Source organism: Pseudomonas sp. FSL W5-0299 (assembly GCF_005930655.1).
In the GTDB taxonomy this organism is placed as follows: domain Bacteria; phylum Pseudomonadota; class Gammaproteobacteria; order Pseudomonadales; family Pseudomonadaceae; genus Aquipseudomonas; species Aquipseudomonas mandelii.
This window is the reverse complement of sequence record NZ_RXHX01000001.1, coordinates 352,148-374,704: the sequence shown is the minus strand read 5'-3', so window position 1 is coordinate 374,704 and position 22,557 is coordinate 352,148. Positions and strand designations below refer to the sequence as shown.

15 protein-coding genes are annotated in these 22,557 nt (G+C 60.9%); 3 read left to right on the top strand and 12 right to left on the bottom strand.

Going from position 1 to position 22,557, the window contains the following annotated elements; translation table 11 throughout:
* Positions 1 to 28: 28 nt before the first annotated feature.
* The 8 genes from fdhA to FHL16_RS01775 all read right to left on the bottom strand — a co-directional run bounded on the left by fdhA (position 29) and on the right by FHL16_RS01775 (position 10,103).
* Positions 29 to 1,228: a formaldehyde dehydrogenase, glutathione-independent gene (gene fdhA, locus FHL16_RS01810; protein ID WP_077747277.1), complete on the bottom strand. Its 1,200-nt coding sequence runs from the start codon at positions 1,226 to 1,228 to the stop codon at positions 29 to 31.
* A 205-nt stretch (positions 1,229 to 1,433) separates the two neighbouring features.
* A complete protein-coding gene (gene purU, locus FHL16_RS01805) occupies positions 1,434 to 2,291 on the bottom strand; it encodes a formyltetrahydrofolate deformylase (RefSeq protein ID WP_010467046.1) in 858 nt (285 codons plus the stop codon).
* A gap of 147 nt (positions 2,292 to 2,438) precedes the next feature.
* Positions 2,439 to 3,071, bottom strand: a complete 633-nt coding sequence (locus FHL16_RS01800) for a sarcosine oxidase subunit gamma (protein ID WP_077747276.1) — start codon at positions 3,069 to 3,071, stop codon at positions 2,439 to 2,441.
* Between the two features lie 149 nt (positions 3,072 to 3,220).
* Entirely contained in the window at positions 3,221 to 6,238 is a 3,018-nt protein-coding gene (locus FHL16_RS01795; protein ID WP_077747275.1) for a sarcosine oxidase subunit alpha, read from the bottom strand.
* Positions 6,235 to 6,564, bottom strand: a complete 330-nt coding sequence (locus tag FHL16_RS01790) for a sarcosine oxidase subunit delta (RefSeq protein ID WP_010467039.1) — start codon at positions 6,562 to 6,564, stop codon at positions 6,235 to 6,237. Before FHL16_RS01790 ends, FHL16_RS01795 begins: the two co-directional genes overlap by 4 nt.
* Positions 6,565 to 6,578: 14 nt before the next feature.
* Positions 6,579 to 7,829 carry a sarcosine oxidase subunit beta gene (locus FHL16_RS01785; protein WP_007947735.1) on the bottom strand — a complete coding sequence of 417 codons (1,251 nt, stop codon included), beginning with the start codon at positions 7,827 to 7,829 and terminating at the stop codon, positions 6,579 to 6,581.
* Between the two features lie 23 nt (positions 7,830 to 7,852).
* Complete coding sequence (gene glyA, locus FHL16_RS01780; protein ID WP_010467035.1) at positions 7,853 to 9,106, bottom strand: serine hydroxymethyltransferase; 1,254 nt, start codon at positions 9,104 to 9,106, stop codon at positions 7,853 to 7,855.
* Between the two features lie 280 nt (positions 9,107 to 9,386).
* A complete protein-coding gene (locus FHL16_RS01775; RefSeq protein ID WP_077747274.1) occupies positions 9,387 to 10,103 on the bottom strand; it encodes a TraX family protein in 717 nt (238 codons plus the stop codon).
* 133 nt (positions 10,104 to 10,236) lie between these two features.
* On the opposite strand from FHL16_RS01775, the gene FHL16_RS01770 reads away from it, so the two are divergent.
* Entirely contained in the window at positions 10,237 to 11,277 is a 1,041-nt protein-coding gene (locus FHL16_RS01770) for a threonine aldolase family protein (protein ID WP_077747273.1), read from the top strand.
* A 255-nt stretch (positions 11,278 to 11,532) separates the two neighbouring features.
* On the top strand, positions 11,533 to 12,357 hold the full coding sequence (locus tag FHL16_RS01765; protein ID WP_077747272.1) for an SDR family oxidoreductase: 825 nt from the start codon (positions 11,533 to 11,535) through the stop codon (positions 12,355 to 12,357).
* Between the two features lie 137 nt (positions 12,358 to 12,494).
* On the opposite strand, the gene gbcB is transcribed toward FHL16_RS01765, so the two are convergent.
* Positions 12,495 to 13,595: a glycine-betaine demethylase subunit GbcB gene (gene gbcB / locus FHL16_RS01760; protein WP_010467027.1), complete on the bottom strand. Its 1,101-nt coding sequence runs from the start codon at positions 13,593 to 13,595 to the stop codon at positions 12,495 to 12,497.
* 440 nt (positions 13,596 to 14,035) lie between these two features.
* Here gbcB and gbcA point away from each other — a divergent pair, with 440 nt between their 5' ends.
* A complete protein-coding gene (gbcA, locus tag FHL16_RS01750; protein WP_010467026.1) occupies positions 14,036 to 15,331 on the top strand; it encodes a glycine-betaine demethylase subunit GbcA in 1,296 nt (431 codons plus the stop codon).
* Between the two features lie 107 nt (positions 15,332 to 15,438).
* Here the strand turns inward: gbcA and FHL16_RS01745 are convergent, their stop codons facing one another.
* From FHL16_RS01745 to FHL16_RS01735, 3 genes are all read right to left on the bottom strand, one after another.
* A complete protein-coding gene (locus FHL16_RS01745) occupies positions 15,439 to 16,683 on the bottom strand; it encodes a metallophosphoesterase family protein (RefSeq protein ID WP_077747271.1) in 1,245 nt (414 codons plus the stop codon).
* A 27-nt stretch (positions 16,684 to 16,710) separates the two neighbouring features.
* Positions 16,711 to 18,579, bottom strand: a complete 1,869-nt coding sequence (locus tag FHL16_RS01740) for a c-type cytochrome (protein ID WP_077747270.1) — start codon at positions 18,577 to 18,579, stop codon at positions 16,711 to 16,713.
* Between the two features lie 159 nt (positions 18,580 to 18,738).
* Positions 18,739 to 22,191 (bottom strand): GMC family oxidoreductase N-terminal domain-containing protein, encoded by a 3,453-nt coding sequence (locus FHL16_RS01735; protein ID WP_077747269.1) that lies wholly within the window; start codon positions 22,189 to 22,191, stop codon positions 18,739 to 18,741.
* Positions 22,192 to 22,557: the final 366 nt, after the last annotated feature.

Below are 22,557 nucleotides of genomic sequence, written 5' to 3'. Positions count from 1 at the left end.
GTCGCCCTTCTCCCGTCTTGCGTAACGCTTACGCCGCGCTGAACAACTTATGCGGATCAATCACAAACTTCTTCGGCACGCCCGCATCGAACTCGCCATAACCGCGTGGCGCGTCATCAAGGCTGATGACTTCCACGCCAACGATGTCGGCAATGTGAATGCGGTCCCACATGATCGCCTGCATCAGCTGGCGGTTGTACTTCATCACGGGCGTCTGGCCGGTGTGGAAGCTGTGGGATTTGGCCCAGCCCAGGCCGAAGCGGATGCTGAGGCTGCCCATTTTTGCGGCAGCATCGACGGCACCTGGATCTTCGGTCACGTACAGGCCTGGGATACCGATTTTACCCGCCACACGCACCACGCCCATCAGCGAGTTGAGCACGGTGGCCGGGGCCTCGTGTTTCACACCGTCATGGCCGTGGCCGCGCGCTTCGAAGCCTACGGCGTCGACGGCGCAATCCACTTCTGGTTCGCCCAGCAGCGCAGCGATTTGTTCATGCAGCGGGGTGTCCAGGGACAGGTCGGCGATTTCGAAACCCTGGGCCTTGGCGTGTGCCAGGCGGACGGTGTTGACGTCACCAACAATCACCACCGCCGCGCCCAGCAGGCGGGCGGACGCTGCAGCGGCCAGACCGACAGGGCCGGCGCCAGCGATGTACACGGTGCTGCCTGGGCCAACGCCGGCGGTGACTGCACCGTGGTAACCGGTCGGCAGGATGTCGGAGAGGCAGGTCAGGTCGCGGATTTTTTCCATCGCGCGATCACGATCAGGCAGTTTCAGCAGGTTGAAGTCGGCATACGGCACCATCGCGTATTCAGCCTGGCCGCCGGTCCAGTCGCCCATGTCGACATAACCGTAAGCACCGCCCGGACGCGCCGGGTTAACGCTCAGGCAAACACCGGTATGCATTTCCTTGCAGGAACGGCAGCGCCCGCAAGCCACGTTGAACGGTACGGAGACCAGATCGCCGATCTGCAGGTTTTCGACGTCGCTGCCCTTCTCGATCACTTCGCCAGTGATTTCATGGCCCAGCACCAGGCCAGTCTGAGCAGTGGTACGGCCGCGCACCATGTGCTGGTCGGAACCACAGATGTTGGTGGAAACCACACGCAGGATGACGGCGTGGTTAATCTTCCTGCCGCGCGGGTCCTGCATTTTCGGATAGTCGATTTTTTGCACCTCGACCTTGCCATTGCCGAGATACACCACACCACGATTGCCAGACATGCTTTCACCTCGCTGTTGTTTTTATGTAGCGGTCGCGTCGCCATGAAGCGGCGGCGCGTTGATTGCTCTGGTTGTTGCCTGTGTGTCTTGTGTTGCCTGATAGGGCCTCTTCGCGAGCAGGCTCGCTCCCACATTTGATCGGGGGTGTACACACGTCTGTGACCAACACAAAACCGGTGGGAGCGAGCCTGCTCGCGAAAGCGAACTAGAGAACGACCGTGCGATTGGCGTTGAGAAACACTCGTCGTTCAATGTGATACCCGACGGCCCGCGCCAGGGTCAGCCCTTCGATATCCCGACCTTTGGCGATCAAGTCTTCCGGGTAATGACTGTGGTCCACCGCCTCCACGCCCTGGGCGATGATCGGCCCTTCGTCCAGGTCGTTGTTGATGTAGTGCGCCGTGGCGCCGACCAGTTTCACGCCCTTGTTGTAGGCCTGGTGATAAGGCTTGGCGCCCTTGAAACCCGGCAGCAACGAGTGATGGATGTTGATCGCCTTGCCGTCGAGTTTGCGGCACAACTCTGGCGAGAGGACTTGCATGTAGCGGGCAAGAATCACCAGTTCAGCGCCGGACTCTTCGATCACCTGCCACACCTGACGCTCTTGCGACGGCTTGTCGTTCGGGTCCAGCGGGAAGTGGTAGTACGGAATCTGATGCCAGTCGGCCAACGGTTTGAGGTCCGGGTGGTTGGACACCACGGCGGCCACGTCCATCGACAATTGGCCAATGCGTTGGCGGTAGAGCAAATCGTTGAGGCAGTGATCGGCCTTGGAGACCATGATCACCACTTTTGGCCGGTAGTTCGGCGGTGTCAGCTCGAAGACCATGCCGAAGGCTTTGCCACGCTCTTCCAGTCCGGCGCGGAAGGCTTGCTCGTCGAAGCCATCGGGCTGGCGGAATTCCACGCGAATGAAGAAACGGCCCGAGAGCCGATCATCGAAGGAATGGTGCTCGGTGACGTAGCAGCCCTGCTCGAACAGAAAGCGGGTCACCGCGTCCACGGTGCCGAGGACGCTTGGGCAGTCGGCGGTCAGAATCCATGTGTCTGGGGCGCGGCTCATAGTGCGGTGACTCCTGAGAGTTCGGGGAACAAAACATTCTCCTGTGGGAGCGAGCCTGCTCGCGAAGAGGGCGTGTCAGTCGACATCAATGTCGCTGAGATACCGCCTTCGCGAGCAGGCTCGCTCCCACAGGTGATCGCCTCCTGATCAGGCCTGGACGCTCAGGCCGTATTCCGCCGCTGCATCCTGCAACCACAACCACCAGTAATCCGAGAAGCTGCGACGGATCAGCAGTTCCCAGGTGTCTTCGGCGGTGTGGCGGATCACCAGTTGCGACTTGGCAAACACGGTGCCGACAGCCTTGCCCACCGGGAAGCTGTTGGGGTGCACGTCGTAGCTGGTGGATTTCATCAGCACCTGGCGCACGTTCGGGCCGCTCAGTTCGAGGATCTGCTGGCCACCGCTGACGTTGGTGATCGCGATGTGCAGGTCGCCCAGCGCTTCACGCAGTTTTTGCTCGGCGGCGAATTCTTCACCGGTCGGCACAATCAGCAGCCATTCATCCGGCCCCATCCATTGCAGGCTGGTTTCGCCTTTGACGACGACGGTCAGCGCGGCCGGCAGTTCGATCCCGAGGGCCTTGTGCACGCCAGCGGCGAACGCCGCATCGTGGCCATCACCACGAATGGTCAGGTGGCCGAGGAGTTTTTTCTCACGCACGATCACGCCGGCGCTTTTACGGCCCTTGCCCACCAGGCTGGCGAGGCCGGCATGATGCAGCGACGACTCGGCCTTGGCCCCGGTGGTTGGGCGTTGTTGGTACACATTGGCTGCGGTCATAAAGCACCTTTCCTGAATTCTGTTGGTTCCTGTGGTGGCTGCACTGCCGTCATCGCCAGCAGGCTAGCTCCCACATTTGACCGCGATCTCCTGTGGGAGCGAGCCTGCTCGCGAAGGCGGAGGCAGGCACCCCACAGGACCCGAAGCCATTAGATGTTCTGGCGATCACCCTTTGGATCGAAGAACACCGAAGAAACGATTTCCGCCTCGATCACGCTGCCATCGGCCAGCGGTGCGAACACGCGCTCACCGATGCGCTTCAAACCGCCCTTCACCACGCCCATGGCAAACGAATAGCCCAGGGAGTTGTGCAGGTAGCTTGAAGTGACGTGACCGACCATCGTCATCGGGATCGTCTGCTTGGTGTTGAACACCAGTTGCGCACCTTCCGGCAGCCATTTGGTCGGGTCGATCGGCTTCAGGCCCACCAGCTGTTTGCGTTGATCACGCACGCAGTCTTCGCGGTTCATGCCACGCTGGCCAATCCACGAGAACGGTTTGGTGCGACCGACGCACCAGCCCATGTTCAGGTCGTCCGGGGTCATCGAGCCGTCGGTGTCCTGACCGACGATGATGAAGCCTTTCTCGGCCCGCAGGATGTGCATGGTTTCGGTGCCATACGGGGTCAGGTTGTACTGCTTGCCAGCTTCGACGATTTTCTCGAGCACGCCCATCGCATAGTCGGCTTGCACGTTGACTTCGTACGACAGCTCACCGGTAAACGAAATCCGGAAAATCCGCGCCGGCACACCGCCGACCAACGCTTCTTTCCAGGTCATGAACGGGAAGGCTTCGTTGCTCAGATCGGCGTCGGTCACTTCGCTGAGCAGCTTGCGGCTGTTCGGACCGGACAGGGTCATGGTTGCCCAATGATCCGTCACGGACGTGAAGTACACCTTCAGGTCTGGCCATTCGGTCTGGTGGTAGATTTCCAGCCATTGCAGCACGCGTGCAGCGCCGCCGGTGGTGGTGGTCATCACGAAATGGTTGTCGGCCAGGCATGCGGTCACGCCGTCGTCAAACACCATGCCGTCTTCTTTGCACATCAGGCCGTAACGGGCCTTGCCCACGTCGAGCTTGGTCCAGGCGTTGGTGTAGATGCGGTTCAGGAACTCGCGGGTGTCCGGGCCCTGGATGTCGATCTTGCCCAGGGTCGAAGCGTCCAGCAGGCCGACGCTGTCGCGCACGGCTTTGCATTCGCGTTTCACCGCAGCGTGAATGTCTTCACCGTTTTTCGGGAAGTACCAAGGACGCTTCCATTGACCGACGTCTTCAAACTCGGCGCCGTTTTTCACGTGCCAGTGATGCAGCGCGGTGTGACGGACAGGTTCGAAGATGTGCCCACAGTGACGACCGGCCACGGCGCCGAAGGTTACCGGCGTGTAGTTCGGGCGGAACATGGTGGTGCCCATCTGCGGGATGGTCACGTTCAGCGAACGGGCGGCGATGGCCAGGCCGTTGACGTTGCCGAGCTTGCCCTGGTCAGTGCCGAAGCCCAGTGCGGTGTAGCGTTTGACGTGCTCGACCGACTCGAAGCCTTCGCGGGTCGCCAGTTCGATGGCGGCGGCGGTGACGTCGTTTTGCAGGTCGACGAATTGCTTCGGTCCGCGTGAGGTGCCTTTTTCGTGCGGCACCTGGAACAGCGCCAGGGTGGGCTCTTCGAGACGGCTCAGGGCTTTCGGCAACGTGCCTTCGACCACACTGAAACCGGCTTCGCTGGCTGCGCGAGCGCCGCCTTCAAAACCATCGGCCAACGAATCGCCGAGGCCATAGACGCCGTTGATGCCACCGACGCACACGCGTTTCTGCGGTGCTTCGCCCGGTACGAAACCGAGGATGTCTTCACGCCAGATCGGTTTGCCACCCAGGTGAGAAGCCAAGTGAACCACCGGGCTGTAACCACCGGAGCTGGCGATCAAATCGCAATCAAGCCACTCGCCAGGGCTGGTCACAGCGTGTGCTTTGACATCGATCGCGGCAACGCGAGCGGCGGTCACGTGCTTGCTGCCACGGGCCTCGATCACGGCGCTGCCGGTCAGGATGCGAATGCCTTTGGCGCGCGCTTCTTCAACCAATGCACCGCGCGGATTGCTGCGGGCGTCGGCGATGGCCACCACTTGCAGGCTGGCATCGAGCCAATCCAGGGCAACGCGGTAGGCGTGATCGTTGTTGGTCGACAGCACCAGTTTCTTGCCCGGTGCCACGCCGTAACGGCGAACGTAAGTCGAGACAGCGCCGGCCAGCATGTTGCCCGGCACGTCGTTGTTGCCGTAGACCAGTGGGCGCTCGTGAGCGCCGGTCGCCAGCACCACACGTTTGGCGCGAACCCGGTGGATGCGCTGACGCACCTGGCCAATCGGAGCACGGTCGCCGAGGTGATCGGTCAGGCGCTCGTGAATGGTCAGGAAGTTATGGTCGTGGTAACCGTTGACGGTGGCGCGCGGCAACAGCAGCACGTCCGGGGTGTCTTTCAGTTCGGCGATGACGCTGGCGACCCACTCGGCCGCTGGCTTGCCGTCGAGGCTTTCGCGGGAGTCGAGCAGGCTGCCGCCGAACTCTTCCTGTTCATCGGCGAGGATGACACGAGCACCGCTGCGCGCAGCCGCCAGTGCAGCGGCCAGACCTGCGGGGCCACCGCCGACGATCAGCACGTCGCAGTGCTGGTTCATGTAGTCGTAGGTATCCGGATCGTTCTCGGTCGGCGAGCGGCCAAGGCCGGCGGCCTTACGGATGTACTTCTCGTAAGTCATCCAGAACGATTGCGGGTACATGAAGGTTTTGTAGTAGAAGCCCGGCGGCATCAGCTTGCCGCCGACCTTGCCGAGAATCCCCATCATGTCGTTGTTGACGCTTGGCCAGCCGTTGGTGCTGGTGGCGACCAGGCCTTGATACAGCGCTTGTTGCGTGGCACGTACGTTCGGGATCTGCGTGGCTTCGGTCGCGCCGATCTGCAGCACGGCGTTCGGCTCTTCAGCGCCGGCAGCGAAGATGCCGCGCGGACGGGAGTACTTGAAGCTGCGACCGATGATGTCGACACCGTTGGCCAGCAGGGCAGCGGCCAGCGAATCGCCTTCAAAGCCTTTGTAGACCTGACCGTTGAAGGTGAAGCTCAGCACTTTGTTGCGGTCGATCCGTCCGCCGTTGGACAGGCGATTGATCTGGCTCATACCTTCTCTCCCAGAGCCGTCGTGGCCGCTTTCGGGCTATCGGTCTTGTCGGTGAACTGCGGCTTGGCGCCGATCTTGTAGGTCTCGAGAATCTCGTAGGTCACGGTGTCGCGGGTCGCGTTGAAATACTGACGGCAACCGGCGACGTGATCCCACAACTCGTGGTGCAGACCGCGAGGGTTATCGCGGAAGAACATGTAGTCGCCCCACTCCTCGTCGGTGCAGGTGTTCGGATCCAGTGGGCGCGGAATGTGCGCCTGGCCGGATGCGTGGAATTCCTCTTCGGAGCGCAACTCGCCGCAGTGAGGACAGAAGATATGCAACATGGGGATTTCTCCTGTTAGTGGGCAACCGCAGCAGCGCCGTGTTCATCGATCAACGCACCGTTGTGGAAACGGTCGATGGAGAAAGGTGCGGCCAATGGGTGCATTTCACCCTTGGCCAGACTCGCGGCAAACACGTTGCCCGAGCCAGGTGTGGCCTTGAAGCCGCCGGTGCCCCAACCGCAGTTGAAGAACATGTTCGGGACCGGGGTTTTCGAGATGATCGGGCAGGCATCCGGTGTGGTGTCGACGATGCCGCCCCACTGCCGGTTCATGCGCACGCGGGACAACACCGGGAACATCTCGACGATGGCCTGGATGGTGTGCTCGATCACCGGGTAAGAACCACGCTGGCCGTAGCCGTTGTAGCCGTCGATACCGGCGCCGATCACCAGGTCGCCCTTGTCGGACTGGCTGATGTAACCGTGTACGGCGTTGGACATGATCACACTGTCGATAATCGGCTTGATCGGCTCGGACACCAGCGCTTGCAGCGGGTGGGATTCGATCGGCAGGCGGAAACCGGCCAGCTTGGCCATGTGCCCGGAGTTACCGGCGGTCACCACGCCGACGCGCTTGGCGCCGATGAAGCCTTTGTTGGTTTCAACGCCGATGCACACGCCGTTTTCCTTGCGGAAGCCGATCACTTCGGTCTGCTGGATCAGGTCCACGCCCAGTGCGTCAGCGGCACGGGCAAAGCCCCACGCCACGGCATCGTGACGGGCCACGCCGCCGCGGCGCTGAACGGTTGCGCCCATCACCGGGTAGCGGGTGTTCTTGGAGCAGTCGAGGTACGGAATTTCGTCGGCCACTTGCTTGGCATCGAGCAGTTCGCCGTCGACGCCGTTGAGGCGGTTGGCGCTGACCCGACGCTCGGAATCACGGATGTCTTGCAGGGTGTGGCACAGGTTGTAAACGCCGCGCTGGGAGAACATGACGTTGTAGTTCAGATCCTGGGACAGGCCTTCCCACAATTTCATCGCGTGTTCGTACAGGTGCGCCGACTCGTCCCACAGGTAGTTGGAGCGAACGATGGTGGTGTTGCGCGCGGTGTTACCGCCGCCCAGCCAGCCTTTCTCGACCACGGCCACGTTGGTGATGCCGTGCTCTTTGGCCAGGTAGTAAGCCGTGGCGAGACCATGCCCGCCACCGCCGACGATGACCACGTCATAGACCTTTTTAGGGGTCGGCGTGCGCCACATTTTCTGCCAGTTTTCGTGATGGCTGAGGGAGTGTTTGAAGAGGCCGAAGCCCGAGTAGCGTTGCATAGTCATTTACTCCAAAACCGCGCTCAGCGATAAACCGGGAAGTCCGCGCACAGGGCCGACACTTGCTGGGCAACATTCGCTTCCACGTCGGCGTCGCCGAGGTTGTCGAGGATGTCGCAGATCCAGCCGGCCAGTTCCACGCACTGGGTCACCTTGAAGCCGCGCGTGGTCACCGCCGGGGTGCCGATGCGCAGGCCGGAGGTCACGAACGGCGACTGTGGATCGTTCGGGACAGCGTTCTTGTTGACGGTGATGTGGGCGCGACCGAGTGCTGCATCCGCCTCTTTGCCGGTGAGGCCCTGACGGATCAGGCTGACCAGGAACAGGTGGTTATCGGTGCCGCCGGACACTACATCGTAGCCGCGTTTGATAAACACGCCGGCCATGGCCTGGGCGTTATCGATCACTTGTTGCTGGTAAACCTTGAAACCAGGCTCCAGCGCTTCCTTGAAGCACACGGCTTTACCGGCGATGACGTGCATCAGCGGGCCGCCCTGTGCGCCGGGGAATACCGCAGCGTTGAGCTTTTTCTCGATTTCTTCGTTGGACTTGCACAGGATCAGGCCGCCACGCGGACCGCGCAGGGTCTTGTGGGTGGTGGTGGTGACCACGTCGGCGTACGGCAGCGGATTCGGATACAGGCCAGCAGCGACCAGACCGGCCACGTGGGCCATGTCGACGAACAGCAGCGCACCGACCTTGTCGGCGATCTGACGGAAACGTGGGAAGTCGAGGGTCTTGGAGTAAGCCGAGAAGCCGGCAACGATCATCTTCGGTTTGCATTCGACCGCCAGGCGCTCGACTTCGTCGTAGTCGATCAGCCCGGTTTTGGTGTCGATGCCGTACTGCACGGCGTTGTACAGCTTGCCCGAGGACGACACTTTGGCGCCGTGGGTCAGGTGACCACCGTGGGCCAGGCTCATGCCGAGGATGGTGTCGCCCGGCTGGATCAGGGCCAGATACACAGCACTGTTGGCCGAAGAGCCGGAGTGCGGCTGGACGTTGGCATAGTCGGCACCGAACAGTTGCTTGGCGCGTTCGATGGCCAGCGCTTCAACTTTATCGACGTGCTCGCAGCCACCGTAGTAGCGCTTGCCCGGATAGCCTTCGGCGTATTTGTTGGTCAGGCCGCTGCCTTGCGCTTCCATGACGCGTTTGCTGGTGTAGTTCTCTGACGCGATCAGCTCGATGTGATCTTCCTGGCGTTGCTCCTCGGCATTCATCGCCGCCAGCAGTGCATCGTCGTAACCCTGGATCTGGTCTTGCTTGCTGAACATCGCGTCTCTCCCAGCGGCATCTATGCGCCATTCGTCTCGGTAAGGCACCGGTGTTTCGACAGTGCCCTTTGATGCGATGGTATGACCGGCGCAGACAGGCCAAATGCCTACGGACGCCACGCAAAGGTGCGTTTACGACATGGCGGGAAATGGCATGCCGAACACGACCTCCAAACCCCGGTGATCCCTGTGGGAGCGAGCCTGCTCGCGATAGCGGTATATCAGCAACATTGATGTCGTCTGACACTCCGCTATCGCGAGCAGGCTCGCTCCCACAGGGTTATGAGGCGATTTGGCGGACGAGTAACAGAAGCAAAAAATGCAGCGGATACAAGGCATACGCCCAACGCCGCATTGGCGGCGGCTGGAAATGCCGGGTATGTCGCAACAGGAACAACCCGAGCAATGGCGCAATCAGACAAGCGGCAATGCCGAGGAAGGCTGCACGGTTGCCGATCCGCGCGGAGTAAAACAGCACCTCCCATTGATTCGCCGCCAGGCACACCAACCCCGGCAGCAGGCTGAAATACCAGGGCCGGCGGATCACCAGCAACGTCGCCAGCGGCAGCAGCACCCCGAAGAATCCAAACATCAGCCACTGCGGGAACAGCGCCGCCAGCGCCAGCGCGACCACCGCGAGCAGTCGTGATTGCAGGCGTCGATCCTGCCAGCCACGGGCCACCAGCAATCCCAGCGCCAGCGTAGGCAACACGTTCAAGGTGTCGGGATCGGGAATGTACATCCGGTAGGGAATTTCGCTCAGGGCGCTGAACAACAGCAACCAGCCCAGGTAACGCCACTGGCCGTCGGTCGTCGTGGCACCAGTGCGCGCAAGGTTGGCCGCCATCGCCAGGCAGAACCACGGAAACGCCAGCCGTCCCGGCACATACAGCAGATCGACGGAGTAACCGACATATCGCAGGTGATCGAGCACCATGCTCAATAGCGCCAGCCACTTGAGCAGATCCAGTGCCCCATCCCTTTGCGTCATGTGCATAATTGCCCGTCGTCTTTGTAGTGTTCTGTCAGACGCATCCCGTGTGCTCGCCGGATGATCTTCGGTAAAGTGCGCACCATCATTGACCACGAGGCGCTTCACCATAAGCGTCTCGACCACGGAAAGCAGGGCCATGACCGATAAGAGCCAACAATTCGCCAGCGACAACTATTCCGGTATCTGCCCTGAAGCCTGGGCTGCCATGGAACAGGCCAACCACGGCCACCAACGCGCTTACGGCGACGATGAATGGACCGCACGCGCGTCCGATGATTTCCGCAAACTGTTCGAAACCGACTGCGAAGTGTTTTTCGCCTTCAACGGCACCGCGGCCAACTCGCTGGCCCTGTCGTCGCTGTGCCAGAGTTACCACAGCGTGATCTGCTCGGAAACCGCCCACGTCGAAACCGACGAGTGCGGCGCGCCGGAATTCTTCTCCAACGGTTCCAAGTTGCTCATTGCCCGTACTGAAAACGGCAAGCTGACCCCGGAATCGATCCGCGAAGTCGCCCTCAAGCGCCAGGACATCCACTACCCGAAACCCCGCGTCGTGACCCTGACCCAGGCCACCGAAGTCGGCAGCGTCTACACCCCGGAAGAAATCCGCGCCATCAGCGCCACCTGCAAAGAGCTGGGCCTGAACCTGCACATGGACGGCGCGCGCTTCTCCAACGCCTGCGCATTCCTCGGCTGCTCCCCGGCCGACCTGACCTGGAAAGCCGGCGTCGATGTGTTGTGCTTCGGCGGCACGAAAAACGGCATGGCGGTGGGTGAAGCGATTCTGTTCTTCAACCACAAACTGGCCGAAGACTTCGACTACCGCTGCAAACAGGCGGGGCAACTGGCCTCGAAAATGCGTTTCCTGTCGGCACCGTGGGTCGGGATTCTTGAAAACGACGCCTGGCTCAAATACGCCCGCCACGCCAACCATTGCGCGCAGCTTCTTGCAGAACTGGTCAGCGATATTCCCGGCGTGGAACTGATGTTCCCGGTACAGGCCAACGGCGTGTTCCTGCAACTGTCGGAGCCGGCCATCGCTGCACTGACGGCCAAGGGCTGGCGTTTCTACACCTTCATCGGCAACGGCGGCGCACGCTTCATGTGCTCGTGGGATACCGAGGAAGAGCGCGTACTTGAATTGGCGGCGGATATTCGCGAAGTCATGTCCCACTAAGCAGCAACCCGATCCCCTGTGGTGAGGGAGCTTGCTCCCGCTCGACGGCGCAGCCGTCGTAGAACCAGCCAATGCGGTCTGCCTGACAGACCGCATTTTCAGTATTCGGGGCCGCTTCGCAGCCCAGCGGGAGCAAGCTCCCTCGCCACAAAACCCCTTTCCCCCTCCCCTGATCACTCACCCTGAAACTCTTGGTCTACATTGATTGGCGAGCCGCTTCTATCCGCTCAGACAATAATAATCAGGAGCGTACGCATGTCCTTACAAGGCAAAACCCTGTTCATTACCGGTGCCAGCCGTGGGATTGGTCGTGAGATCGCGCTGCGAGCTGCGCGGGATGGGGCCAACATTGTGATTGCCGCCAAAAGCGCCGACCCCCACCCCAAACTGCCCGGCACGATTTTCAGCGTGGCCAAGGAAGTTGAAGACGCGGGTGGCAAGGCGCTGGCCTTGCAGGTGGATGTTCGCGATGAACTCGCGGTACGCGAGGCGCTGGCCCAAGCCCACGAACATTTCGGCGGTATCGATGCATTGATCAACAACGCCGGGGCGATCAAGCTGACCGGCGTTCAACACATCGAGCTCAAGCGCTTCGACCTGATGCACCAGATCAACACCCGCGCCGTGTTGCTGTGCAGCCAGGCTGCGCTGCCGTATCTGAAAAAAACCAAGGGTCATATTCTTAACCTGTCGCCACCGTTGAACCTGGCGACGAAATGGTTCGCCCAATACAGCCCCTACACGGTGACCAAATACGGCATGAGCATGCTGACCCTGGGCATGAGTGAGGAATTTGCCAGTTATGGCATCAGCGTCAATTCGTTGTGGCCGCAGACGATGATTGCGACGGCGGCCATCGAGTTTCAGCTTGGCTCGAGGGAATCCTTCAAACACGCACGAACGCCGGCGATCATGGCCGATGCTGCTTACGCAATTCTGGACAGCAGCGGTCGCAGCATTACCGGGCGGTTGCTGATTGATGAAGAGATTCTGAGTGAGCACGGGGTGACGGATTTTGAACGGTATCGGTTCGCGCCCGACACCACTGACCCGCTGATGCCGGACCTGTTTGTCGACTGAAGAAAACAACCGGTCAGAAAAGATACAAAACCTGTGGGAGCGAGCCTGCTCGCGAAAGCGCCGGATCAGTCAACAACGATGTTGAATGTCCGTATGCCTTCGCGAGCAGGCTCGCTCCCACAAGGGATTGGCGTTGCTTAGAATTCGATGCGCACGTCGCCCTTCGGCACGCTGCAGCACGACAGGATGTAGCCTTCGGCTTCGTCTTCCTCGGTAATCCCGCCGTTGTGGTCCATTTCGACCTCTCCGCCCAGCTTCAATACCTTGCACGTGCCGCAAATGCCCATGCCGCAGGCCTTCGGAATCAGCAAGCCCAGCTTGGCCGCCGCCGCATGCACGGTTTCACCCGGGGCCACGCGAATGCTCTTGCCGGAGGAGATAAATTCGACTTGATGCAGGTCTGCCAGATCAACTTCCGGCGCGTCGGCAGCAATTTCGGCCTGTTCCACCGCATCGGCGCGGGCTTCCGGCGGCGTGGCACCGAAGGATTCCTCGTGGTAACGCGACATGTCGAAACCGGCGGTCTCGAGCATGCGCTTGACCGCGTTCATGTACGGCGTCGGGCCGCAGCAGAACACTTCGCGCTCCATGAAGTCCGGGGCCATCAGTTCGAGCATCTTGTGGTTCAGGTAACCGCGATAACCCGCCCACGGCTCACCCAGACCATGCTTCTCGCAGATCAGGTGAAGGCTGAAGTTATCGATCCGCGACGCCATGTGTTCCAGCTCGCGGTGATAAATGATGTCTTTGGGCGAGCGGGCGCTGTGGATAAACACCATGTCGACGTTGCCGTTGGTGTCGTAGAACCAGCGCGCCATCGACATGACCGGCGTGATGCCGACGCCGCCGCTGAGGTACAACACCTTCGGCGCGGTGAAGTCCATGGCGTTGAACAGCCCGACCGGCCCGTGCACCGCCAGCTCCTGACCTTCATGCAGCGTGTCGTGCAACCAGTTCGAGACTTTGCCGCCCGGTACGCGCTTGATCGTCACCGAAAAGCTGTACGGCACCGATGGCGAGCTGGAAATGGTGTAGGAGCGCATGATCGGCACGCCTTCGATTTCCAGCTCCAGGGTGACGAACTGCCCCGGCTTGAAGAAGAACAGGATCGGCTGGTCGGCCATAAAGCAGAAGGTGCGCACATCCCAGGTTTCCTGGATGACTTTGACGCAACGGACGATGTGTCGACCGTTGGCCCAGGTCTGGGTGGTTACCGGATTCAGGAAGCTGTTGGACATGCTGTTCTCCACCGCCGATGGTCGGCCTTATGTTGGCGATTCTGCGTATAGCGCGAGCCACCCATTTACCTATCTGCGACATTCACATACTTATCGCGACCAGCCCCCAACTACCGGGGGTTGCGCGTCGGGAACAGATTGGGCCATGTCGCCCATGGATAAGGTTCTGCCCAGCGCCGGCCCCACACTCGCTCCATACCAAGACACAATCTTTACACCTTGCGTAGCAAACCGGTGGCCGGTGTAACGGGGTTGGGTGGAGCAGGTCCGGATGCATGAAATTCTGAGCCAAGGCGCCGCGACGACTCATAGCGCGCTATGGGGAGGAGCGGCAACGCAGGATCAGAACTTCATGCGCCGGACCTGCCCGCCCAACCCCGTTACACAGGCCACATAGCCACTTTCGCCGGCCACACAGAATGGCCTTGAGGATCAAATCGATGGACGTCACCGCAAAAATCAGCCTGGGCGATCCGCTGGAACCCGCACGCAAGGCCACCGCGCAGATGCTGCAAGAGCGCGAGCGCACTTTCTCGCTGCCGCAGCCGTTTTACTCTGACGAGCGGCTGTTTGATATCGACATGCAGGAAATCTTCCAGAAAGAGTGGTTGATCGCCGGCATGGCTTGCGAAATCCCGACCAAGGGCAACTACCTGACCCTGCAAGTCGGCAAGAATCCGATCATCGTGATTCGCGGCGCCGAAGGCGTGATCCATGCGTTCCACAACGTCTGTCGTCACCGCGGCTCGCGTCTGTGCACCAGTGAAAAGGGCAAGGTTGCCAAACTGGTCTGCCATTACCACCAGTGGACTTACGAACTGGACGGTCGCCTGCTGTTCGCCGGCACCGAAATGGGCGCCGACTTCGACATGAAGCAGTACGGCCTCAAACCGGTGAACGTGAAGACCGCCGGCGGCTACATCTTCATCAGCCTGTCGGAGAACCCGCCAGCCATTGATGACTTCCTGTCGACGCTGAACCATTACATGGAACCGTATGACATGGAAAACACCAAGGTGGCGATTACCACCACCTTGATGGAAAAGGCCAACTGGAAGCTGGTGCTGGAAAACAACCGCGAGTGCTACCACTGCAACGCGTCGCACCCGGAACTGCTGAAAACCCTGCTGGAATGGGACGACGTCACCGACCCGCGTGCCGACCAGGCCTTCAAGGACCACGTCGCGGCCTCCGCCGCTGCCTGGGAAGCCGAGAAGATCCCTTACGCCCACGCCAGTTTCGGCCTGCGTAACCGCATCGTGCGCATGCCGCTGCTCAAGGGCACCGTGTCGATGACCCTGGACGGCAAACAGGGCTGCGCCAAACTCATGGGCCGCATCAAGAACCCGGACCTGGGCTCGATGCGCATCCTGCACCTGCCGCACTCGTGGAACCACTGCATGGGCGATCACATCATCGTCTTCACCGTGTGGCCGATCAGCGCTCAGGAAACCATGGTCACCACCAAGTGGATCGTCCACAAGGACGCCGTTGAAGGCGTGGACTACGACGTGGAGCGCATGCGCCAGGTCTGGGACGCCACCAACGACCAGGATCGCCGTCTGGCCGAAGAGAACCAGCGCGGGATCAACTCCACGGCGTACCAGCCAGGGCCTTACTCCAAGACCTATGAGTTTGGCGTGGTGAACTTTGTGGACTGGTACAGCGAGCGTCTGTTGAGCAACCTCGGGGCCGAGCCTGCGCCTTACCTCAAGGGCGTTCCGGTTCAGGGCTAACAGCAAAAGCATCGCGAGCTGGCTCGCTCCCACAGGGGATCTTTGGTGCGCTGAAGATCGAATGTGGGAGCGAGCCTGCTCGCGATGACGGCCTCACATTCACCCGATCAACTTGAAGACCACCGCACGCTGCCATCCTCCCCGATAAACGTCTCTTCGATGTGCTCCCCCACCAACCGCACCTTCACATACCCATTCAACACCCGATCCGGGTACGCCTCATCCCGCGCATTCTCGGTTTCCGACCACAACACTCGCGTATGCCCGTCCAGCTCGCTGGCATTGCCATACGGAATCGCCCCATGCCCGGCGCAACGCGCATGCAGTCCTCCCTGGGCCGCATAGCAAATGCCATTGTGCAAATGCCCCCAATACCAGTAATCAGGCTCCCGACCCAACGCATCACAGACCGGCTGATACAACGCCGTCTTGTTGTGCCCGGAAATATCGAACCCCTGATGGTGACTGAGCACCATGATCTTCTTGCGCTGGGGCAGTTCTTTCATCCAGGCGATCTGCTCCTTGTTCAGCGTGCCGTCCATGTACAGATTGATGGCGTCTGACGCATAGGCCGTGTCGAGCCCGACCACCAGCCAATCGTCGTTGTACAACGCGAAATAACTGGTGCCCTGCTGCGCCGGAAAACGCTTGGCCAGTTCCTTGAAATAACCGTGGGCGCCGCTGTACATCTCGTGATTGGAGTTGAGGGTGAACGAGCCGTGCTTGCCCATGGGCCAGCCGACCATGTCGACGTCTTCCTGGGAATGGGTGCCGGCGTAATACACATCCCCCAGGTGAATAGTGAAATCGGCCTGAGCCAGTTGCATCTGGTTGGCCACCGCCACCGCCGGGGCGTGGCTGTCGAACGGACCGGTGCCCCAGTCGCCGGCGATCGCCAGCACCACGTCACTGTCCATCTTCATCAATGCCGGGTTAGTGGCGAACGGCGCGTGATGGCGCAGGTTTTCGATCCACTTGAGCAGCGCTTCGCTCCACAACAGATCCAGCAGTTCCCACTTGCGACAGCCCAGCAGACTGCCGTCCTTGAGCACCCGGGTCTGCAACTGGTCGACCGATTGCGGTAAAGGCGTGGCGTTGCCGATGTGCAGGATCGACAAACCGTGGGACAACTCCCACGGCACGCTCGGCTGATCGACCGGCAGATCGCCGTGTTTGAGCACGTATTGCGCCTGATCGTGGCCACGCTGCAACAGGGCGACGATGGCCTGGAACTCCTCGGGCTCAAGCTCGCTGATGAGCTTTTTCCAGGACATTTCCAATCGCGTGAACAGCCCATGCACGCGAACTTTGACCTTGTCGTATTCATGTTCCCAATGAGTAACTAATGACATGTTGGCATTCCTCCATCCGTAGTGGGATCACAGGGTTTTCATGAACTCGATGAGCGCCCGTTTATCGATGTCCGACAGTTGCGTGCCGTACAGGTGGCCGCTGTTGTGGTTGCCCTCCAGGCGCGTGTCGTATTTGAAGCCTGCCGAGGCCTTGGCCTGCGCCCCGCTCGTGACGAAGCCGACCTTTTCCTGGTCGTACACATCGGAGCCGGTGTAGAACACCGACGGCCGCTGCTCCGGCGTCTGCAGCAGATCCCACAACGTGGGCACCGAACCGTTATGCAGGTAGGGCGCCCGCAGCCAGACACCATCGGTCGGCGTGTTGCTGTAGCTCTGGGTCTTGCGATAGGCGTTGAAGTCGAATGGCGGTTTCTTGAAGGTGTGGAAGGCCTCCACCAACCCCGTGGTGAACGAGTTCAGGCGATGGGGATCGGTGCCCAGTTCGTCGATGTGGGTGGTGACCTGGCCGGTGTCGGTGCGACCGAAGTCGTGACAACCGGCGCAGTTCTGATCCCAGAGCGGTTTGCCCTGGGCGACCTTGGCCTGGTCCAGCGCGAACGGCCAGGCGGGCGGCTTGGTGCCGAGCAGCCAGTTGGTCACGCGGTTGAAGCTTTCCGGCAGCACCGATTCCGGCGTCGCGCCCACGGCCATCGCCGCTGCGTAGTTGCGCTCATGGATATCGTTGTTGTTGCCGTCCCAGTGCAAGTACAGCGACTCCCGGGGTTTCTGGTTCCACACTTGCGGCAGGTCGACGGTGCCGATGGTCGAGTCATCCGGGAAGCCGAACACCACCATTTTCGTCGGGTTAAAGGTGTCGGTGCGCCCCGGCCCCTGTTGCGGGCGCAGCTTCTGCCAGGCGTAGGCCTGTTTCTGTTTGAGCAACGCGCTCTTGGCCATCGGAATGATGAGGTAGCGGTTGTACAAGCGCTCGAAAAACCCGAGTTGGAACTTGCCGTTGATCGCAGTCATCACCGCGTCGGTGGTGAATGTCGGATCGCTGGCGCAATCGTAGGCGAACCACTGAAAGGCTTGCAGTTGAAGGGTATTGGCCGGGGCGGTGGCCACCGGGGTGGCAACGTCGCTGGCATTGGCCCGGTAGGAACCGGTGTGACACAGGGCGCAGTTCGGCTCCACGGTCGGGTAGCCGATTTGCCGCTTGGCCATGCCGATGGGCAGGTCCTTGCCGTTCTCAAAGAGGAAACCGAAGACTTCATAGCCGCCGGGTTTCGGCAGTTTCTCGGGGCACATCTGCGGCAGCACGGCGAACAGGTAATACGGGATGCGTGCTTCGATGCCGAGGCCGATGGCGGCGTACTTGTAGTGGTCTTCGTCGGAGGCGTACTTCTCAGCTGGCACCACCCGCAGCATCTGGTACCAAGTCTCGTAACCGATAAATCCCAGCACCAGGACCACGATCAGCGTGCCGACCTTGAAACTGTGCCGCTGCCAGCGCAGCGCCCAGCCGGCACGCCATTCCCGCCAGCCGTCACAGAGCAACGCCAACGGACGATTGGCCGGCGTGCTGCCCAGGTACAGCAGGATGCCGAGGATCAGGAACATGCTCAGATCGCCCATCAGCATCGGCACGAACACCGATGCCTGGCTGCTGGTGTTGATCAGGTAGATCCAGAACGCCACGGCGATCAGTCGCGACAACACACATAACCAGGAATGCACCACAAACCGCGGCGCATTGAAGCCCGACGGCATGTAGAACACGCTGATACCCACCAGCAGCATGCCGGCGTTTTCAAGCCATGGATCGGAGAGTTGCGGTGGCATGCCGAGCATCGAGGTCAGCAGCGCCGGAGCGAAAAGCGCCGGGATCGCGAAGACCATGTTCATCACGATGCCTAGCCAGATGAAGCGTTGGAACCAGCGGATGTAACTGTCCATATCATCCATTTCCTTCTAATCCTGAACACCGTCCACTGTGGGAGCGAGCCCGCTCGCGAAAGCGGTGTATCAGGCAACGTCAATGTTGACTGTGCCGCCGCTTTCGCGAGCAGGCTCGCTCCCACAGGTTGTGCGACAAATCTCCAGCCTCCGGCGGTGTTAGCCGAGGGCGGTTTTCTCCAGGTGTTGCAGGATGATCGGGTACACATCGACCACCGCGTCCTTGCCGAACATGCAATCGATATGGCCGTACCCCGGCACCACATGCCGGCTGTAACGCTCCGGCCCATGGACCTTGCACACGCGGTCATAAGTCTTGAGCGTGCTTTCCGGCAGGTAGCACTGGTTGTCCGCGCCGCTGATAAAGCAGATCGGCATGCTCAGCCGGTCGAAGTGCGGCATGTAGACGTCGTCACCATTGAAGTCCACCAGATGGCCTTTGCGCACGATCAGCGCCAGGTGCTCGAAGGTGTGCATGTTCGACTCGCCAAACAATTCGTGCAGGTTGTCGTGCAAGGTTTCGTTGAGGGTGTCGTGGCGATACAACGACGCGTACATGAAGGTGATGCGATGGCACACCGGGTTGGTGCAGTAGCCTTGGGCCTCGATCCGGGCGTAGCCGTTGAGCGCCTTGTCGTAGAGCTTGTTGAACCAGTTCTCCTTGTTATCGGCATACGCCGTCAGGGATTTGATGCCGATGGCGTCGAGCATGCCCGGCAGGTGCAAACCGGCCTTGAGCCCGGTTGCCGTGGCGACCACCGTATCCGCCGCGATCTGCGAGCAGACCACCGAGCGCACGCCCTGAAGCCCGGCCAGCAACGACATGAAGAAGGTCGTCGCGCCGTAGCAATGCACCACGCACTGCACGTCCGCCGCCTCGGTTGCCTGGCGGATCTGCGCGATGGCCGCCTTGAAGTCGTACTGGGCGATCTGGTCGCCGTTCCATTCCTTCTTGCTCGCTGGCAGCAGGATGCTCACCCGCAAATCCAGGAGCCAGACGTCGTACTCGTGCTTGCACAAGAACTCCAGCAGGTTGGTCTGGATGGTGTCGGTGGAGAAAATATTCGAGCCTACGCCCAACCCGTGCACCAGCATCACCGGCCCTTTGCTGCCGCCCTGATAACGGGTCAGGCGCAATTCGACGTTGTCTTCGGTCTGGAAGAAATGCACCACTGGCGACGGCGCATCCAGGGGGCGTTTGAGCCGTGGCGGTGCGTCGGGATTGAAGTAGATGTCGCCGGCGAACACGCCGCCATAGCTCTCCCAGAGAATCCCGGCGAAGAACTTGCCGAACCGCGCCAGGCCTTCGATGCGTTCGCGTTCGTTGCGGGCGTTGAGCACCTTCATGGTGGTCATTTGCTTGGCAAAGTCGGTCGGATGGATGTGCATCACCCCGCTGCCGATCACCTCGCCGGTCTTGTCCGGCCCGCGATACAGCGTCACGTAGAGGGTGCTGGTGTCGTGCCAGATGTTCAGCACGCCGTTGTCCTCGGGCACGGTTTTGAAGGCGCTGAAGTAAAAGTCGCTGCCGTCCTCGGCGGTCAGTTTCATGTCGTACTTCATGTGGCGCACGCCGACCTGCTGCTGATACTGCTCGAACAGGTTGAACACGCCGTTGCTGGCGGTCAGCGGCTGCGGCGACAGGCTCGGGGCGTTGACCGTACCGACCAGCGTCGCGGCGTGCTCCGGCTCCTTGATCATGCGATTGAGGTCGTTAGCGGTGATGGTCAGGGTGAAATCGATGGGCGAGTTATCTGCCTCGCCGCGTTTGGCCGCCGCTTCGTAAACCTTCAGGTCAGTACTTTGGGCTGCGGTGAAGGCCCGGGAAAAGTAGCCTTTCATGGTTTCGGTGAATTGCACGCCGAGCGTTGGCGGCGCCACTTGTTTGCGTGGGGCCGAAGGCAGCGTGTAGTCGATCTGCCAGCCGCGATCGGCAGCCAGCAGGCCCATGTTGCGCTCGCTCACCGCCGAAATCGTCAGCAACGGATTGACCGCCAGGGACGTCGGAATTACCGCGCCGTCGGTCACGTACAAACCGGCATACACGTCAGTCCCGCTGGCGCCGCTGAACACCTGGCCCTTGTGGTTGACCACGCCCTGCCCCGCGTCCTCGCCCATGACGCAACCGCCCAGGGGGTGTACCGAGACGATGCTGTGCTTGAGCAATTTGGTCCAGATCGGGTTCTCGACCCAAATGCCGCCCAGCGCCTTGGTGCTCAGGTGCAGCCGTTCATTGCCGATCTTGACGTTTTCCTGCTCGCCAACGCCCGGCCAGTCGATGCGCAGCTGATCCTTGCTGTCCAGCACCATCCGGCCCTTGCCGTCGTCGTGGCTCATGATCAGGTACGTCTGCATGTTGTGCAGCGCGCCGTAATACGGGCCACGGAGGAAGCTTTCGGCTTCGCGTTCCTTGTACTTCAACTTGCCGGTAAAACTGTCGTCGGTGGGCTGACCGATCAGCTCGGCGAACCCGGCCATGCTCGGCACCATCGGCCGACCGAGGGCACCGGGGATCGATCCTTCTTCGATGACCATGCGGCTACGCCAGTCGCCTTCGGTGCGCATGTCGATGACCGAGGTGATGCACGGGCCCACCGGCTGCAATTCCTTCGCCGGATGCGCGCCGAAACCGATGCCATTGATCGGTTGTGCGCAATTGTGACCGAAGCCGAGGATGTCGCCGTTGCCGCTCATGTTCTCGCCGAGCTGGCCGGACATCGACAGGCCTTTATCCCGGGAGCGCAGGAGGATTTCGGTGGAGCCAAGGGTGCCGGCAGACACCACGACGATGTCGGCTTTGACGAACAGCGTCGGCGCCGAGAACTTCTCGCGGCCACTGTCCAGGTACTGGAAGTGCACAATCCAGCCATCGCCGTCGCGTTCCAGATGCCGCACTTGCGCCTGGCAGAAAATCTCCGCGCCATGGTTCCAGGCGTCCGGCAGATAATTCATCAGCGTGGTGTTCTTGGCCTTGTTGTTACAGCCCGAGACGCAGTCGCCGCAATGGTTGCAAGGCAGTTGCTCAACGCCGACATGGTTGAGGTTGTTCGGCAGTTTGTCGAAGGTCACGTTGATCGGCGGCCGGTAAAAATGCGCGCCTTGCTTGAGGTAGTCCGCCGACTTCTTGTTGGCTTCGAGTTTCGGCAACACCGGTGAAGTGCTGGGATACGGATTGGGCTTGAGCATTTCCCGCGCCCGGGCGTAACCGTCCTTGAGCAAGGTGTCGCGATGTTCGCGCACCGCCAATGGCCAGCGCGGATCGTCGAAGACACCGGGCTCCGGTTCGAGGGCGACGTTGGCGTTGATCAGCGACGTACCGCCCAGGCCGCAACCGACCACCACGTTCTGCTGGGCGTTGACGTGCAGATCGAACAACCCGGTGCGCGAACCGATGTGGCCGTCCGGGTCGTGCACCTGCAATTCCTCGGTGGCTGCCAGCATCGTGTTCGGGTATTCGCCGGGTTGTATCTCCCGGCCCCGTTCCAGCAGGCAGACCCGCTTGCCGGCGCGGGACAGGCGCGACGCCGCGATCCCGCCGCCGTAACCCGAGCCGATGACGATCACGTCGTAATGTTCCTTGATGTCGCTGATGGGCGTTGCGATCCGTGTCATGGGACTTTCCTCTATCAGGCAGATAGGGCAACTCTGCGGTTGCCTGCAATCGATGGGCGAACGAGTACTTGGCCACTGAGTGAACTCAACGGCAGCACGCGGGTGTCACTACGAAAGGTCGGGCGCTATAGGCGAGCGCGCTGATTGGCGGCGCGGCGGTGAATGCGTTTGCGCAACAAGACCGCCGGGAGGGGCACGCACGTTGCGAAGAAAATGGGGGCGGGCTGGCTATCCATCACGCGTTCTCCCTGAACCAGATGTGGATAAATGACGGCGGTCCTTGTGACCTGTGAGTGAAGACAGGCGACCGATCGAAGTCAAGCCAGCGGCTTAGAACTGTATGAAATCTGATCTATTCCATTCAAG

What these genes read in the sequence shown, in the direction of transcription:
- FHL16_RS01790 (WP_010467039.1), bottom strand. Translation starts at nt 6,564, where the DNA reads ATGTTGCATATCTTCTGTCCTCACTGCGGCGAGTTGCGCTCCGAAGAG.
- gbcB (WP_010467027.1), bottom strand. Translation starts at nt 13,595, where the DNA reads ATGTCCAACAGCTTCCTGAATCCGGTAACCACCCAGACCTGGGCCAAC.
- FHL16_RS01735 (WP_077747269.1), bottom strand. Translation starts at nt 22,191, where the DNA reads ATGACACGGATCGCAACGCCCATCAGCGACATCAAGGAACATTACGAC.
- FHL16_RS01745 (WP_077747271.1), bottom strand. Translation starts at nt 16,683, where the DNA reads ATGTCATTAGTTACTCATTGGGAACATGAATACGACAAGGTCAAAGTT.
- FHL16_RS01800 (WP_077747276.1), bottom strand. Translation starts at nt 3,071, where the DNA reads ATGACCGCAGCCAATGTGTACCAACAACGCCCAACCACCGGGGCCAAG.
- FHL16_RS01795 (WP_077747275.1), bottom strand. Translation starts at nt 6,238, where the DNA reads ATGAGCCAGATCAATCGCCTGTCCAACGGCGGACGGATCGACCGCAAC.
- FHL16_RS01740 (WP_077747270.1), bottom strand. Translation starts at nt 18,579, where the DNA reads ATGGACAGTTACATCCGCTGGTTCCAACGCTTCATCTGGCTAGGCATC.
- fdhA (WP_077747277.1), bottom strand. Translation starts at nt 1,228, where the DNA reads ATGTCTGGCAATCGTGGTGTGGTGTATCTCGGCAATGGCAAGGTCGAG.
- gbcA (WP_010467026.1), top strand. Translation starts at nt 14,036, where the DNA reads ATGGACGTCACCGCAAAAATCAGCCTGGGCGATCCGCTGGAACCCGCA.
- purU (WP_010467046.1), bottom strand. Translation starts at nt 2,291, where the DNA reads ATGAGCCGCGCCCCAGACACATGGATTCTGACCGCCGACTGCCCAAGC.
- FHL16_RS01770 (WP_077747273.1), top strand. Translation starts at nt 10,237, where the DNA reads ATGACCGATAAGAGCCAACAATTCGCCAGCGACAACTATTCCGGTATC.
- FHL16_RS01775 (WP_077747274.1), bottom strand. Translation starts at nt 10,103, where the DNA reads ATGCACATGACGCAAAGGGATGGGGCACTGGATCTGCTCAAGTGGCTG.
- FHL16_RS01765 (WP_077747272.1), top strand. Translation starts at nt 11,533, where the DNA reads ATGTCCTTACAAGGCAAAACCCTGTTCATTACCGGTGCCAGCCGTGGG.
- glyA (WP_010467035.1), bottom strand. Translation starts at nt 9,106, where the DNA reads ATGTTCAGCAAGCAAGACCAGATCCAGGGTTACGACGATGCACTGCTG.
- FHL16_RS01785 (WP_007947735.1), bottom strand. Translation starts at nt 7,829, where the DNA reads ATGCAACGCTACTCGGGCTTCGGCCTCTTCAAACACTCCCTCAGCCAT.